Origin of the sequence: Streptomyces sp. NRRL S-31 (assembly GCF_000718775.1) — a bacterium.
Taxonomy (GTDB): domain Bacteria; phylum Actinomycetota; class Actinomycetes; order Streptomycetales; family Streptomycetaceae; genus Streptomyces.
In genome coordinates this window covers 1-15263 of record NZ_JOCB01000086.1, presented here as the reverse complement: position 1 = coordinate 15263, position 15263 = coordinate 1, and the positions used below count along the sequence as shown (strand labels likewise).

The window sequence follows — 15263 nt, the reverse complement described above, 5'->3', positions numbered from 1 at the left end:
GGGCGGTGCCGGGCCGGCCGGGACGGCGGAGCGGCCGGGGCGCGGGGCACTCTTCGGGACGCCGTCGCTCCCGCCTCGTACCGGTCCCGCCGTGGCACCGCGGCGGAGGGCCGGCGTGCCCGCCGCCGGGCCGCGGTCACGGGGCGGCTCCCTTCATCCGGCGGCAAAACGGCGTCGGTCAAATGGCTGATGGCCGAAACCGGGGGCGGCGCCAGACTCAATACCGTCCCTGTGCTCGTCGCGGACCGGTGAGCACTTCTTCCGGCGCAGGAGCCCACATGTGCGTTGAAACGCCGAACCGCGCGGTCGGGACGGCCGATGGCATCACCTGCGCCTGCCGCCGGTGCGGCCCCGGGAGCGCCCGGCCTCCGCTGCTCCTCCTCGGGCACTTCCGCGGCACGCTCGACTGCTGGGACCCGGCGCTGGTATACACGCAGGCGGCAGGGCGCGATGTCATCGCCTTCGACGACGCCGGCGTGGCTCTGAGCACCGGCAGCACTCCCTGCACCATCCGGGACACCGCACTCGACACCATGGCTTTCCTCCCGGCCGTCGAGGTGCGCCACTCGGACGTGCCGGGGACGCGCTGCGCAGACTCGCCGCGAGCGAGCAGCCCGCACTGGTCGCGGGCGGCGACAGCGATCTGGTCGATGTGTACCCGGAGGCGGGACACGGTTTCCTGTTCCAGCACCACGTCGAGTTCGCGTGCGAGGTCCTGGGCTTCCTGCCTTGAGGCCGGTGTCCTGGGCCCAGCGTGGTGGCGCGGGCCGTGCAAGGTGCGCCGGGCGGGCGGGACGGCGGTGAGAGCGCGGGCCTCCGCCGTGACGGCGACCAGCGGCGCGGGTTCGGGGCTGCGGTCCCGCTCGGCCGCTGCGGAACCGCCCGGTCCTGGCATGCCAGGGAATTAAATGGACCACGATTAACTTGTGCACGAGGAATCGCACGCCGGAGTCACACATGTCACCCTGGGCGAAACCGCCCGTGGGAGACACCTTTCGTCACATCACACTGCCAAGGAGCAACACCATGGATCTGAGCACTGTCTTCCGCCCCACCCGCAAGCACGCCGCCGTACTGGGTGCCGTCGCCGGGGTCTCGGCCCTGACGCTGGCGGCCACGACCCCTGCCAGCGCGGCACGGGCCGAGCACCGTGCGGCGGACAAGAAGCCCACGGTCGTCCTGGTCCACGGCGCCTTCGCGGACGCCTCGAGCTGGAACGGCGTCATCAAGCGGCTGGAGCACGAGGGCTACCCGGTGGTCGCGCCCGCCAACCCGCTGCGGGGACTCGGCAGCGACGCGGCGTACATCCACAGTGTCCTGGCGAGCGTCAAGGGACCGGTCGTACTCGTCGGCCACTCCTACGGCGGTGCGGTGATCAGCGAAGCCGCGGTCGGTGACCCGCAGGTCAAGGCGCTGGTCTACATCGCCGCCTTCCTCCCCGAGAAGGGCGAGAGCGCGCTGGAACTGTCCAACAAGTTCCCCGGCAGCACGCTCGGCGAGACCCTCAACTCCGTCAGCTTCCCCCTCCCCGACGGCGGCACCGGGACCGACCTGTACATCAAGAGCGACAAGTTCCACGGCCAGTTCGCCGCCGACGTCCCGGGGCCGACCGCCGCCCTCATGGCCGCCACCCAGCGCCCTGTCACCGCGGCCGCCCTGGCGGACAAGGCCACGGCGGCAGCCTGGAAGACCATCCCGTCCTACGACCTCGTCACCACCCAGGACAAGAACATCCCGCCGGCCGCCCAGCGCTTCATGGCCGAGCGTGCCCACGCCCACACCGTCGAGGTCAACGCCTCCCACGCCGTCTCCGTCTCCCGGCCGGCCGCCGTCACCCACCTGATCGAACAGGCCGCCCGCGCGACCCGCTGACCTGGCTGACCTGGCGCTGGCCCACCGGAACGTCCGGTGGGCCTCCGCCGTTCCGTAACCCCGGCCGCGCGGGTCACCGCGTGGCCGGGCACGGCCGTACGGCGGCGCTACCCGGCCACCGGCACCGCTCCGTCATCGCGCGGTCCGAGCGGCCCAGGCGGTCCGGCGGCCCAGACACCATCGTCGGCTGGGGCCATGGAGGCCGGGGCCGCCCCCGGTGGCAGCCCGGCCCGTATGTGCGTCAGGGGCAGGAGGGTGTGCGCACGAAGCGGCCCGACGGCCCTCTCGGCCGCGAGCGCGGTGGCGGCCCGGCGGACGGGACCTCGCCTGGCGGCCTTGGGATCGGCGTGCGCCCACGCCCTGTGCTCTCCAGAACCGTTCTCCTTCCGCGTGGCAGGCCGGGCCACCCGGTTCCCGGCCCGGGAATGGAGTGAGCCTCGCCGTCATTTAATTGCGCACAAGGTAATCGGACGCTGGACAGTGTGGTCCATCGGTGCGGAGCGGGCACCTCGGCGGAGCCCCGGCCGACGGAACCGGAAGGGAGACGCGGCAATGCGTACGGAGAACAGCGGCACCACGTTGGAGGACACCTCCGCGCAGCCTCCTCTGCGCCTGGAGGACCACCTGTGTTTCACGCTGTACGCGGCCTCACGAGCGGTCACGAGTGCGTACCGGCCCCTGCTCGATGCGGTCGGCCTGACATACCCCCAGTACCTGGTCATGCTGGCGCTCTGGCAGCACGGTACGGCGCCAGTCAAGGACCTGGTGAACACCCTGCAGCTCGACTACGGCACTCTCACCCCGCTCATCAAGCGCCTCGAGGCGAACGGCCTGCTGCGCCGGCAGCGGCGCACGGAAGATGAGCGCGTGGTGGAAGTGGCGCTCACCCCCGAGGGCACGGCGTTGCGCGAGCGCATCCTGACCGTGCCCCCGGCGATCGGGGACGCCATGAACCTCACCTCCGAGGAGATCCAGACCGCGCAGGAACTGCTGCGCCGGCTCACCGCCAACGTCACGGGCCGGGCCGGAGCCTGACACAAGTCCTGACACACGGCCGACGGCCGTGAGCCCCGGCCCGGGGCACGCTCCCCCGCAGGCGCCGAACGGCCGTGTCCCCTACCGGAAGGCACCGGTGACGCGGCGGCCGGGCACCGAGATGGACGCCGGCGCGTGCAGCCCCGCGTAACCCCGCCGCGCACCGCCATGCGCTTGCGGCACGACCGAGTCGACGACGTCGATGACACCGAGTCGGTCGCCGGGGTCCGTACACCGCCACCGCCAGCAGGCCACCGCCCTCCCGTCCGGCTCCCGGTACAGCCGCCGGGAGCCCGCCGCACCGCCGTGGACTCGGGCCTGCCGGCGGCGGACATGTCAGCGGCTCCCCCACGGTCGCCACGGCGTCGTACGTTCCCAGCGGGCTCGGCGGGGCGGCGACCGCAGATCCGCCGCCGAGGCCGCGACAGGACCGCCACGCTCCACGCCGCAGCACCGGACGTGTCCCAGTGCGCGTCGATTCCTCGCATGGTCGTGACACGTGTGCCGCTGCCGAACGCGGCGCCACGGCCCGCACGGTCCAGGGCGCCGGGCGGGTGACCGCGTGGCCCGGCGGCATCCGGGTGCGTCGTGGCCGGACGGTCGGGCGGGTCACACTCCTGTGGTGAGGACCATCCGGAAGCGTGCCTGGTTGGCCATCATGCGCGCGTAGGCGTCGGCCGCCCGGTCGAGGGGCATCTCCTCGATATACGGGCGTACGCCGGTCAGGGCGGCGAACCGCAGCGTGTCCTCCGTGTCGGCGGAGGTACCGCTCGGAATGCCGTGCACGCTCTTGGTCTTGTCGATCAGTTGCAGGGGACCGATCCGCATGGGTTCGGTGTCGACGCCCAGCACCACGAGCCGGCCGCCGGGTCGGAGCCCGTCCACGGTCGCGGCCATGGTGTCCGAGTTCCCGGCGGTGGCGAGTACCGTACGGGCGCCGCCGAGAGCTTGCAGGGCCGGGCTCGTCTCCTCGGCCGTGGAGTCGATGTAGTGGTGGGCGCCCAGCTCCGCGGCAAGTGCGCGCTTCTCCTCGCCCCGCGCGATGACGACCGTCTCGAAGCCCATCCTGACCGCGAACTGCACCCCCAGGTGGCCCAGGCCGCCCAGACCGAGAACGGCCACGAGGTCCCCCGGCCCGGCGCCGGAGCGGCGCAGTCCGTTGAAGGTGGTGACACCGGCACAGGCCAGGGGTGCGGCGTGCACCGCGCTCAGGTCGTCGGGGATGCGGGCCAGCGCGCTCGCGGGCACCACCACGGCGTCCGCGTAACCGCCGGGGTAGGCCACGCTGGGAACCTGTAGCTCGGTACAGTGGATGAAGTCGCCCCGCCGGCAGAACCGGCAGTGCCCGCAGTGGCCGCCGAACCAGCCCACGGTGACCCGGTCACCCACCTCCCAGCCGGCCACGTGCTCACCCACCGCGTCGACACGGCCGGCGATCTCGTGCCCAGGGGTCACCGGGAAGGTGAGGCCGGCCATGTGGCCGCCGACCATCAGGGAGTCGGTGTGGCACACACCGCATGCCTCGACCGCGACACGAACCTGGAAGGGCCCGGGATCGGGGACGTCGCGCCGGCCCATACGGAGCGCACCTGCGGGCTGGTCCACCAGGACCGCTCGAGCTGACGTCATGACAGAACCTCCTGCGAGAATGGAGAAGCCGGACCCATGGCGAGCGGGCAGCGCTCAACGGGGCGGCGGGCGCCCGGCCCTTCGGCAGGGCCGCAACGGAAGCGCTCAACGGGCAGAGCCGGGGAAACAGAAGGGCCACTCGTGCCCTGGGACGACCGGGCGGACGCCGACAGCGCACGGCACGACAGCGCACGGCAATTCGATCCGCCCGGACGACATAGGGCGCGTTCTGGCCAGAGCCCCAGGTGTGCGTCGCCCGGCGCGGTCGGCAGCGCCCCGGGCCGCCCGGCGCACGGTCGGCCGGAGCGGGCGGTACTTGTCAGTCGAGCTGCTTCATCGTGCCGGTGACGGCGAGCGGGGTGCCGTCCGGCAGGGTGAAGCGCCCGTGGATCTCCCATCGCTCGAAGTCCCAGACCTCGACGATGACGGCCCCGGACTTCTCCTTCCAGGACACGAGGAGGAGCTCGGGCCGGATCTCGGCCGTGGTGAGGGTCACGGTCTCGACGTAGCCGTCCGGTACCAGGCCCCCACCCTTGATGACCCTGAAGGTCATCCGCTCGTCGGACTCGTACTCCTCCTCCAGCGTCAGCCGGCCGAAGTCGACGAAATAGCGGCGGTTGGTCATCCGCTCCAGTGACATGACGTGCACACCTTCCTGTGGAGACTCGCGGCCGTCTGACCAGCATGGCATTCCGCGCGCCCTCCGGCCATCTGTCATGCGACCTAACGCACCGCGGCGGCGAGATGACACGTGTGCGTTCCGATCCTCGAACGGCGTCGGCACGGCCGGGGGCCCTCGGCCGGGGGGCGCCCTCGGCCGGCCGTGAATTCGCACCCGCGCTTGTCCGCGCGCTGCGGTCACACCACCAGCTCCATGATCCCAGGAGGAGGGCGCCGGCGCCTGCTACACCGACGCTGCCGGGATCACCTGCTGTCGAGCGCCCTGGCCGGCCCGCCCGTTACAGGCCCGGCGTTTGTTCTGCTCTCCCAGGACCGACTCAGTCTGCTCGAGACCATCCCGCGGCCATCGACGGGCTCACCTCCGGCGGCGGCAACGAACTCGCCCTGGTGTGCACCCTCCGTGTAGCCTCCACACGTGTGTGCCTTCCCGAACCCGGTACGCACGGTGCCGCCGTTCTCGTTGCCGCCGCCGTCCGCGGCGTTGACCGCCGGGGCGGCGACCCAGGTCAGCAGGCCGAACAGCAGCGCCACGGCCGATGGGGCGGCAGCCGCCCTCTTGTTCGTAGGCACCGTCCGTTCTCCTTCATGGCGAAATACGTGATGATCGGTCGCCGGATGGAGACACGAGGCACTGCGGAATGACGTACTCACACCTTTCGCCTGTCAGGATCACAGTCATGAGCGACAATCTCCTCGAAGTACGAGGCCTCACCAAGGTGCTGCCTGCGGGCCCCGATCAGACTCCGGCCACGGTGCTGAAGGGCATCTCGATCGACGTCGCCCGTGGCGAGTTCGTCGCCATCGTCGGTCCCAGCGGCTCCGGGAAGTCCACTCTGCTGTATTGCATGGCCGGACTGGAGCTGCCCACGGAGGGGAGGGTCAGCCTGCTCGGTCAGGACCTGGCCCGCCTCGACCGGAAAGCTCAGGCCCGGCTGCGACGGGATCACATCGGCTTCGTTTTCCAGTCCTACAACCTGATTCCCTCGCTCACGGCATGGGAGAACGTGGCGCTTCCCGCTCGTCTCGCCCGCCGCAAGGCCGACCAGAGCACGATCGACGCGGCCCTGGCAGCGGTCGGCCTGGACACGCAGGCCCGGCAGAAGCCCGCAACGCTGTCCGGCGGCCAACAGCAGCGGGTTGCCATTGCTCGGGTCCTCGCCGTGCGCCCCGACGTCGTGTTCGCCGACGAACCGACCGGAGCGCTGGACACCGAGGCAGGAACGCAGGTCCTGAATCTACTGAGGGACACCGCGACCGACGGCTGCTCGGTGATGATGGTGACTCATGACCTACAGGCGGCCTCGCGCGCCGACCGGGTCCTGGTTCTCAGGGACGGCGCCGTACAGAGCGAGTTGCACCACCCCAGCGCCACCGAGGTCTTCGACGCCGTCGCACACCGCGAAGTCAGGGCGGCCTGAGGTGTTGAGACTGGTCCTCGGCGATCTCATCGAAAACCTGCGGATCTGGGTGGGGGCCGCACTGGTCGCCACCGTGGCCGCCGTCGTCGGCGCAGTCGTCGCCTGCGACATCCAGACCGCCCTGGCAGTGGGTGGCACCGCGGGTCTGGCCCTGTACGGGATCAGCGGCACGGTGATCCTCTTCGCAGCGGTGTCGACGGTGGTCGTCCTCGGCTCGGTCACCAATCTGGCCGTTGCTCTGCACCAGCGCTCCTACGCCTTGTGGCAGTTGGTCGGCCTCGGGCCGGATCAAGTCCGTACGGTGGTACAGGTACAGATCGCTCTCATGGCTCTCCTCGGCGCTGCCGCCGGGTCCGTGATCGCAATACCCCTGTTGAGGCCGATGTTCGCGTTCTGCTTCGCCGACGTTCCCCAGCTGCGCGACCTGACGCCCGTCTACAGCCCGGCCGCGGCCATGGCGGTCATTGCCTACGTCCTGCTCACGGTACTCGTCGGGGGTACGCGCGGTGCCCGCCGCGCCGGCCGGACACCCGCCGTTCAGGCCTTGCGCGATCCTGAGTTGCCCAGCCGGGGAATGAGCGCGGCGCGCTGGATCACCAGCTCCGCACTCGTCCTCGTCCTGTTCAGCGTCATCATCGGCCTGCCCGGTAAGGATCCCGACGAGGCGGCGACGCCGCTCATGCTCATCGGGCCGTTGAGCGCGGCAGTCCTGTCCGCCCTCAGCCCGGTGTTCATGGCACCACTGCTGCGTGCCTGGACCGCAGTCGTCCCCGCGTCGCTGTCCAGCTGGTGGCACGTGGCCCGTCAAGCCACTGTGCACCGCGCCACCCAGAGCGCGGCGGTCATCAATCCCCTCGTCCTGGCCATGTCCCTGGCTGGAGGTCTCTACGCCTCGCAGTCCACGGCGTCGAGCGGAGACACCCTTTCGGCCGGGGGGGTCGTGCTGCTTCTGGGAGGGCCGGTCGCGCTGTCCCTGACGGGGGCGACAGTCACCCTGTTCATGGCGGGCCGACAGCGCAATCACGAGGTTGCTCTTCTCCTCGTGGGCGGTGGAACGCCCACTACGGTGGTGGCTGCCGCCGTCGCCGAAGCGGTGATGTACGCGGTCACGGCCACCATCCTCGCCGTTCCGACCGTGATCGCCACCGGCCTCGCCGGTGCCTGGGCACTGCACGTACCGCCTTCGTTCGGGCTCGGCGCGGTCGCCGTGGTCGCGATGGCGGGGCTCGTCCTGATCCTGTGCGCTGTAGTGCTGTCGGCGCACTTGGCCCTACGCAGGAACGTCGTACGCACGCTCGCCGCGGAATGAGGTGCTACCCTCGGCGGACAATGCCGGGCGCGCACCGTTCCGGCCACACGCGCCGAGGTGCCTGCTGACCGCACGAAGGACAAGCTTCGGCGTCGCGCCCCGCGAACCCGGCGGGATCAGCGGTCGAGGACGTTGGGGCCAGGTGGAGGGACCTCATGGCAGCGGTGGCGTCGTCTGTCGCCTTCCCGCGCAACGGGAGACACGTGCTACGTCCTCCTCAGCCTGCACAGGGGAAAGTTCTCCCTGCTGGTGGTCACTTACCGCGTGACGCAGAACAACTGAGTCTCTCGTAAGGCATGACATTGGTGCACGTCACCACAACTGACGTGCACCAATGTCATACCGGACGTCTGTGAGACGTGTACCCGGGCTGATTGTGCGGGGGAGAGGTATGCCTCCCGGTGCCCGCTGGTGTCGGCTTGTGGCCGCTGACGGATTCCTCCGTCAGATCACCGGGGAATGGGGTCCCCCGGCGGCTGGCAGTTGACGGGGTCGCAGCTGCTTGCGCGCGGCATGGGCGCGGGCGGCGTGGGGTCGGTGCCCCACGTCTGCACCGTGAACGACGGGTTGGTGGTGGTGCCCGTGGCACGGATCAGGGTGGCGGGGGAGTCCGTCGACACGTCGGTGCCGCCGGCGAAGAAGCTCTGGTCCGGGTGAGTGTTCCAGATACCGTAAAGCTCCGCCAGGATGTTGTGCGCCGGGACCGCGAAGGTCTGGCAGGTGCCCCTGGCCACCGTGGCGCTACGGCCCTGCGGCTGGTAGTCCTCGTCGTACCACTTGAGGTAGGAGGCGTAGTTCCCGTTCGAGCACAGTTCGATGTGACCCGTACCGATAGTCGCCGAGGCACTTCCGGAAGTGGCAACCACCGCGGCCAGGGCGAGCCCCGCTCCGGCCGCGCCCAGCACCGTTCGTCGTGCACTGCTCCGCAACACCATGTGATCTCCCATTTCTTTCGCACGTCGAGATACGACGCCCAGAACCGATCGTCCCGCTTGTGGGACCCGGTACAGGCCGATTGCGGTGTTGAGCGTAGCCGACTTCCGGCAAACGTATGTCGATCCGTGTGTGCATCAACTACTGAGGTTTCCAAGCGGAGTCGGGTCTGTGCGGGTGAGTCCGGCGGCGGTGGGGCAGCCGTCGGGTGCGCGCGCTCGTGCTGATCCGGTGCGGTGGTGGAACGGGTGATCGTCCTTCCCGGTGTGTGTACCGGCCGGGGCACGTGTGCGCGGTCTGGTGGTGGGCGCGGGTGAGCGCCGTACTCCCGGAGCCCGTGGTAGGTGATCCGCTCGGCCGGTTCCTCCCCATCGCGCGGACGGCGGCGGGCGTCACACGCTCGCCGTACTGGTGAGCACGGGCGCCGGGTCCACGTTCCTCGGGATCGTCCCGAAGGGGTCGAGGCGGTCCTCGCCGATGCCGGCGCGGCGGCCGGGATCGGTGACGCCGAGTCCCGGGCGTGGGGCCATGCACAGGACGGCGGCCTTGCCGACGTGCTCGTTCAGCTGCACCGTCCTGGCAGCTTCCGCGACCTCGTCCAGCGGATGGACGGAGGACACCATCGGCATCAGGTGCCCGAGGTCGAACAGGCGGATGCACTCGGCCTTCTCCTGGAGGTTGGCCACATGACTGCCGATGATGCGCTTGAGGTGCATCCAGAGGTAGCGGTTGTCGAACTCGTGCAGGTACCCCGTGCTGGAGCCGCAGGTGACGACGGCTCCTCCGCGCCGGGCCACGAAGACGGACAGCCCGAAGGTCGAGCGGCCGATGGGGTCGAAGACCACGTGCGGGTCCTCCCCCACCTCCTGGCGGATGCGGCGGCCGAGCCGCTTGCCCGCCTCGGCGATCGATTCCCCGCCCGATCCGTCGAGGCCGATCTCCTGCCGGTTGATGACGAAGTCGAAGCCGAGCTGCCGCAGGATCCCGGCCTTGTGCTCGGAGCCCACGACCCCGACGGGGACGCCCCCGCCGTTCTTGACGAGTTGCATGGCGTAGAGGCCGAGGCCGCCGGTCGCGCCCCAGACCAGAACGACGTCCCCCTGCTTGATGCGTGCGCCGTGCTCCCCGACCAGCATCCGGTAGGACGTGCCGGCGCACAGCGTGATCGAGGCGGCTTCCTCCCAGGTGAGGTGGGCCGGTTTGGGAAGCAACTGGCTGGCCCGCAGGACGCCGTAGTGGGCGAGCCCGCCGAAGTTGGTCTCGAACCCCCAGGCGAGCTGGGTGCCGCTGAGCATGCTGTCGCTGTGTGTGGCGGGGTCCTGGTCGTCCACGTAGGCGCCGCTCAGCACCACCCGGTCGCCGATCTTCCACCGTCGGACCGCCGCCCCGACGCGGACGACGATGCCCGAGCCGTCGGAGCCGATCACGTGGTACGGCTGGTCGTGTCGTGCCGCGAAGCCGCCCTGCCTGCCGAGGCGCCGCAGGAAGGTGAAGGTCGGCATCGGCTCGAAGGTGGCGGACCACACCGTGTTGTAGTTGATGGAGCTCGCCATCATGGCCACCAGCACCTCGTCCGGTGCGAGGTCCGGCATCGGCACGTCCCCGACGCGCAGGGATTCGCGTACGTCCTTGTCGCTTCGGCCGGCGAACATGCCGACGTCCTCGGCACGCAGGTGGGCGGCCCGGTAGACGGGCGGCAGCGGGGTCCGCGCGAGAACCTCGGGGGGTGCGTCGGCCAGGACGGCCCGCATCAGTGCGTCCATGAGTCATCTCTCCTTCGGGTCAGGCGGTGCGGCCGCGGTCGTCGGCCGGACCGGCCGCCAGGGCGTCCCGCAGAAGCGCGGCCAGCCGCTCCACCGCGGGCCGGCGCATGATGCTGTAGTGGTCGCCGGGCACGCTCACCCGACGGCAGCCGGGCAGCAGTTCCGCGGACCACCGGCGGGCCGCTTCGCCGTGCGCGGAGCTGCCGTCGTCGGCGAGGACCAGCAGGGCGGGCAGGTCGGCCGGGGAGGGGTCGTGGGCCGCCAGGGCACGGGCGTTCCGGCCGAACCGGGCCACGATCCCTTCCAGGTCGTGGAGGTCGGTGTCCGCGGGCAGGGCGCCCGCCTCCACCGCGCGCCGGTGGAAGAGCGCCAGCCGCGCGGGGCCCTCGGCGCGGCGGAACTCCGCCGCGTCGGGCTGCCAGCGCTCCCCGGCGAGCCCGGCCAGGTCCCTGCCGAGCCAGGCGAGCAGGGCGGCCTCGTCGGGCGCGTCCCCGCCCGTGCCGGGAAGCGGTGGGTCGATGAGCGTCACCAGGTCCGCTCGGCAGCCCTCTTCGGCCAGCCGCCGGGCCACTTCCACCGCCACCACGGCGCCCATCGACCAACCGGCGAGCCGGCAGGGGCCCTCTCCCGCCGTCTTCCGCACGACCTCCGCGTAGTGGGCGGCAAGCTGCGGGACGGTGTCGCAGGGCGTGCCGTCCTGCGGGGTCTGGAGGGCGTAACAGGGCTGCTCGGGGCCGAGGAGTTCGGCGAGCGGCGCGTAGCCCAGCACATCACCGCCGACCGGGTGGACCAGGAAGAGCGGTGGGCGGTCGCCGTCCGCGCGGATGGGTACCAGGGCCGTTCGGACGTCGTCCGCCCCCGCGGTGGACAGGGCCTCGGCCAGCCCGGCGATGGTCGGCGTGCGGAAGAACTGGGAGACCGGCAGGGACACGCCGAAGCGTGCGCGCACCTGCCCCATCAGCCGTACGGCCAGCAGTGAGTCGCCGCCGAGGTCGAAGAAGTCGTCCCGGACTCCCACCGGCCGCGGCGCGAACTGAGAGGCCCACAGCTCCAGCAGGGCGCGCTCGAACGCGTTCGACGGTTCGGCCGGGGGTGTCCGGCCGGCCGATGCGCGGTGGGCGGCCGCCAGCGCCGGCCGGTCGATCTTGCCGTTGGGCGTCAGCGGCATCCGGTCGACGACGATCAGTTCCCGGGGCACCAGGGCCTCGGGAAGGATCGCGCGCAGATGCTGCCGCATCGCCCCGGGGGTCGGGTCCACGTCCGCGTCGTCGTCCAGGACGGTGTACGCGACCAGCCGCCGCGTGCCCCCGGGGCCGTCCGCGGCGGCGGCCACGGCCTGCCGGACGCCGGGCAGCCGGGTCAGCGCGGACTCCACCTCGCCCGGTTCGATGCGGTAGCCGGCGATCTTGACCTGGTGGTCCTCCCGCCCCAGGAGTTCGATGGTGCCGTCGGGCAGGTACCGTCCCACGTCGCCGGTGCGGTACAGACGTACGCCGGTGAGGGGGTGGGTGACGAACGCGGCCCGGGTCAGCTCCTCGCTTCCGAGGTAACCGCGGGCGAGCCCGCGCCCGGCGATGTGCAGGGCCCCCGGCACCCACGACGGCCGGGGCCGCAGCGCGTCGTCGAGCACGTGGAAGTGCTGGTTGCGCAGGGGCCGTCCGTACGGGATGCTCGCCCATCGTGGATCGACGCGGTCGATGTGGTGCGCGATCGACCAGATGGCCGCCTCCGTCGCTCCTCCCAGGCTCCACAGCTCGGCCTCGGGGAACACCTCGCCGATCCGTTCGGGCAGGGTGAGCGCGATCCAGTCGCCGCTCAGCATCACCAGTCGCACCGAGGACAGCACCGTGGGCTCCTGCGTCCGCAGGTGTTCGATGAACAGGTCCATGAGCGCCGGCACGCTGTTCCAGACCGTTATCCGGTGCTCTCGCACCAGTTCGAGCCAGTGGCCGGGATCGCGCGCCGCGTCGGCCTCCGGGACGACCACGGTGCCGCCCCTGCCGAGGATGCCGAAGACGTCGTAGACCGACAGGTCGAAGTGGAGCGCGGACAGTGCCAGGACGCGGTCCCGCGCCGTCACCCCGAAGCGTTCACCGATGTCGTGGACGGTGTTGACGGCGGCACGGTGCTCCACCATGACGCCCTTGGGCGTGCCGGTCGATCCCGAGGTGAAGATGACGTAGGCCAGGTCGTCGGCCGCCGCCCGCACGGGGGTGACGCCGGACGCCGGGTAGGTTCGGCCGACCTCCACGCGGTCGGCCTCCCGGGTCCACAGCGCGTCGCCGGGTGTGCCGGGGCCGGTCAGGACGATGGCCGTCCCGGTGAGTTCCACCAGCGTCCGGAGCCGCTCCGGGGGTGCGGCGGGGTCCAGCGGCACGTAGGCCGCGCCGGACTTGAGGACGGCGAGGACGGCGACGATCTGCTCCCAGCCCTTGCCGACGCAGATGCCCACCAGCCGGCCCGGACCCGCGCCACGCGCCGCCAGCTCGGCGGCGAGGGCGTCGGTACGGCGGTCCAGTTCGCCGTAGGTGAGGCTGCGGTCGGGGGCGACCACCGCGAGCCGCTCCGGCTGTGCGGCCGCGCACTGTGTGAACGCGTCGTGCAGCAGCCCTTCCGGAGCCGGGCCCGCGGTCGCGTTGGCCCGCTCGCGGACCGCCAGGTCGGCGGCCGGGACGTGGGTGCCGGCCGGCCGGTTCCAGGTGTCCGCTTCCCGGCACAGTCGCGCGAGGAGTTCCTGGTAGGCGGCGAACATGGCGTCCACCAGACCGGCCGGGAAGCGGGCCTCGACCACGTCCCAGTTGATCCGCACCCCGTCGGCCTCCTCCACCACCTGGTGGTCGAGGAGCACCTGCGGGGTGCGGACGGAGGCGTGCACCTGCCGTCCGCCGGAGCCCCACCGGGCGAGCGGTGCCGTGTGGTCGAAGAGCCCGGGGCCCGCTCCGGCGCCCGGGGCGCCCAGCGCGCTCGCGAACACGAAGGGCAGCGTGGCGCGGCCCGAGGCCCCCCGGGAGGCGTTGAGCCGGCGCAGCACCTCGACACCGCTGACCTGGCTGTGCTCCAGATCGCGCGCGAGCTGCCCCTGGAGGCGTCGTGCTCGCACCGCGAACGGGTCGGCCGCGCGGTTGTCGGTCTCCAGCAGCACCGTGCTGCTGCAGTTGCCGACGATGTCGCGCACATCGGGATGGACGGGGCTCCGGTTGAGGAACAGCAGCGTGAGGGTGAAGCGCTCGGTAGCGCTCCACTCCGCGAGTATCTGGGCGTAGGCGGTGCACAGCGCCGCCGACGGCGTGACGGAGGCGGCCGCGGCGTTTCGCCGGAAGGCCGCCCACTGTTCGGCGGACACGCGCGCGGTCCGGTGGGTGAACACCGCGCCCGCTCGCGGCCCGGCCGGTCGCACCAGGGGCAGTTCGGGTGCGGGCGGCAGCGTGGGCAGACGTTCCTGCCAGTACCGCCGCGCTTCCTCGTGGACCGGGCCGGTTCCGGTCGCTGCCGTGGCGAGGACGTAGTCGCGGTAGGTGAGGCTCAGGGGCGGCAGCGGACGGCCGGGCTCCTGGTAGAGCGTGGCCCACTCCTCGAAGAGCAGGGAGGTGCTGCGCGCGTCGACCACCAGCCCGTCGAAGCCCAGGTGCAGCCGGGTGCGGTGCTCGTCCACGAGTGTCGCGCGGACGTCGAACAGCGGCCACCGGGCGCAGTCGAGCACCTGCTCCCGCAAGGTCTCGTGCGACTCGCGAAGCGCCCGTTCGCGTTCGGCCGCGGTGCAGTCCCGCAGATCGGTGACCGCGATGCGGTAGTGGGGGACCTCGGGCAGGACACGCTGCCCGCCCTCCGGCAGCATGACGGCGCGCAGCATGCCGTGCCTCTCGACCAGGGTGTGCAGCGCCCGCTCGAAGCGGGGCAGGTCGAGGTCGGTGACGTCGACCTCGGTGTACAGGTGGGTCGACGTGCCGCCCAGTTCGAACGCGTCGGTCCTGCCGAGCCGGTACGCCTCCTGGAGATCGGTGAGCGGGAACGGGTCGTGTGCGGACGCCTCGGGCGCGGACGCCTCGGGCGCGGACGCCTCGGGCGCGGCGGGAACAGGCGCGGACCGGACGGATGCTGCGGGAACAGGCGCGGACGGGGCGGGCGCGGCAGAAACGGGCGCGGCGGGAACGGGCGCGGACCGGACGGGCGCGGCGGGAACGGGCGCGGTGGGTCCGGGCGCTGTCCGGGGCTCGGGCGGGAGCGGTGCCGGGGGCGGGGCCGCCGGCGTCGCTTCGCCCGGCGCCGCCGCCCGGTCCGCCGGCATCCCCGCGGTCGGCGCTGCCGCGCTGCGCGGCGACGGGGCCGTGGCTGCGGCGACCTCGTCCGCCAGAGCGGCCAGGCTGTGGCCGTCCAGGAGGGAGGCCAGGGGCACCGAGACCCCGCACCGGGCGGCGAGGCCGTCGCGCAACTGGAGGGCCATCAGGGAGTCGATGCCCAGGTGCTGGAGGGGCTCGCCGACGTCGACCGCCGACTCGGGCATGCCGAGCACCTCGGCGGCCGCGCGCACCAGCGCCGTCCGCAGGTCCGGACCGGTCGTGGCGGGCAGGGCGGTCCCGGGCGGTGCGGCGGCGGGGGCGGGTCCGGCGGCCGCTCGGCCCGCAG

The 15263-nt window shown here is 72.0% G+C and carries 10 protein-coding genes; 4 read left to right on the top strand and 6 right to left on the bottom strand.

Features of this window, described 5'->3' with window-relative positions; translation table 11 throughout:
* The first annotated feature begins 1026 nt into the window (after window positions 1-1026).
* Entirely contained in the window at window positions 1027-1872 is an 846-nt protein-coding gene (locus IF37_RS0128625) for an alpha/beta fold hydrolase (protein ID WP_030748690.1), read from the top strand.
* 552 nt (window positions 1873-2424) lie between these two features.
* Entirely contained in the window at window positions 2425-2907 is a 483-nt protein-coding gene (locus tag IF37_RS0128620) for a MarR family winged helix-turn-helix transcriptional regulator (protein ID WP_037857224.1), read from the top strand.
* 609 nt (window positions 2908-3516) lie between these two features.
* Here the strand turns inward: IF37_RS0128620 and IF37_RS0128610 are convergent.
* From IF37_RS0128610 to IF37_RS45030, 3 genes are all read right to left on the bottom strand, one after another.
* Window positions 3517-4536 (bottom strand): alcohol dehydrogenase catalytic domain-containing protein, encoded by a 1020-nt coding sequence (locus IF37_RS0128610; protein ID WP_030748684.1) that lies wholly within the window; start codon window positions 4534-4536, stop codon window positions 3517-3519.
* 319 nt (window positions 4537-4855) lie between these two features.
* Complete coding sequence (locus tag IF37_RS0128605) at window positions 4856-5176, bottom strand: hypothetical protein (protein WP_030748681.1); 321 nt, start codon at window positions 5174-5176, stop codon at window positions 4856-4858.
* Between the two features lie 284 nt (window positions 5177-5460).
* A complete protein-coding gene (locus tag IF37_RS45030) occupies window positions 5461-5787 on the bottom strand; it encodes a hypothetical protein (RefSeq protein WP_030748678.1) in 327 nt (108 codons plus the stop codon).
* A 107-nt stretch (window positions 5788-5894) separates the two neighbouring features.
* Here IF37_RS45030 and IF37_RS0128595 point away from each other — a divergent pair, with 107 nt between their 5' ends.
* Entirely contained in the window at window positions 5895-6635 is a 741-nt protein-coding gene (locus IF37_RS0128595) for an ABC transporter ATP-binding protein (RefSeq protein WP_030748675.1), read from the top strand.
* 1 nt (window position 6636) lies between these two features.
* Window positions 6637-7944, top strand: a complete 1308-nt coding sequence (locus IF37_RS0128590) for an FtsX-like permease family protein (RefSeq protein ID WP_030748673.1) — start codon at window positions 6637-6639, stop codon at window positions 7942-7944.
* Between the two features lie 449 nt (window positions 7945-8393).
* On the opposite strand, the gene IF37_RS0128585 is transcribed toward IF37_RS0128590, so the two are convergent.
* The 3 genes from IF37_RS0128585 to IF37_RS39800 all read right to left on the bottom strand — a co-directional run.
* Entirely contained in the window at window positions 8394-8879 is a 486-nt protein-coding gene (locus tag IF37_RS0128585; protein ID WP_158727402.1) for a hypothetical protein, read from the bottom strand.
* 390 nt (window positions 8880-9269) lie between these two features.
* The gene (gene ccrA, locus IF37_RS0128580) at window positions 9270-10640 is read right to left on the bottom strand and encodes a crotonyl-CoA carboxylase/reductase (RefSeq protein WP_030748667.1); all 1371 of its coding nucleotides are present in this window, start codon (window positions 10638-10640) and stop codon (window positions 9270-9272) included.
* 19 nt (window positions 10641-10659) lie between these two features.
* Window positions 10660-15263: non-ribosomal peptide synthetase (locus IF37_RS39800; RefSeq protein ID WP_158727401.1), on the bottom strand; the 4604-nt coding region annotated here is incomplete at its 5' end.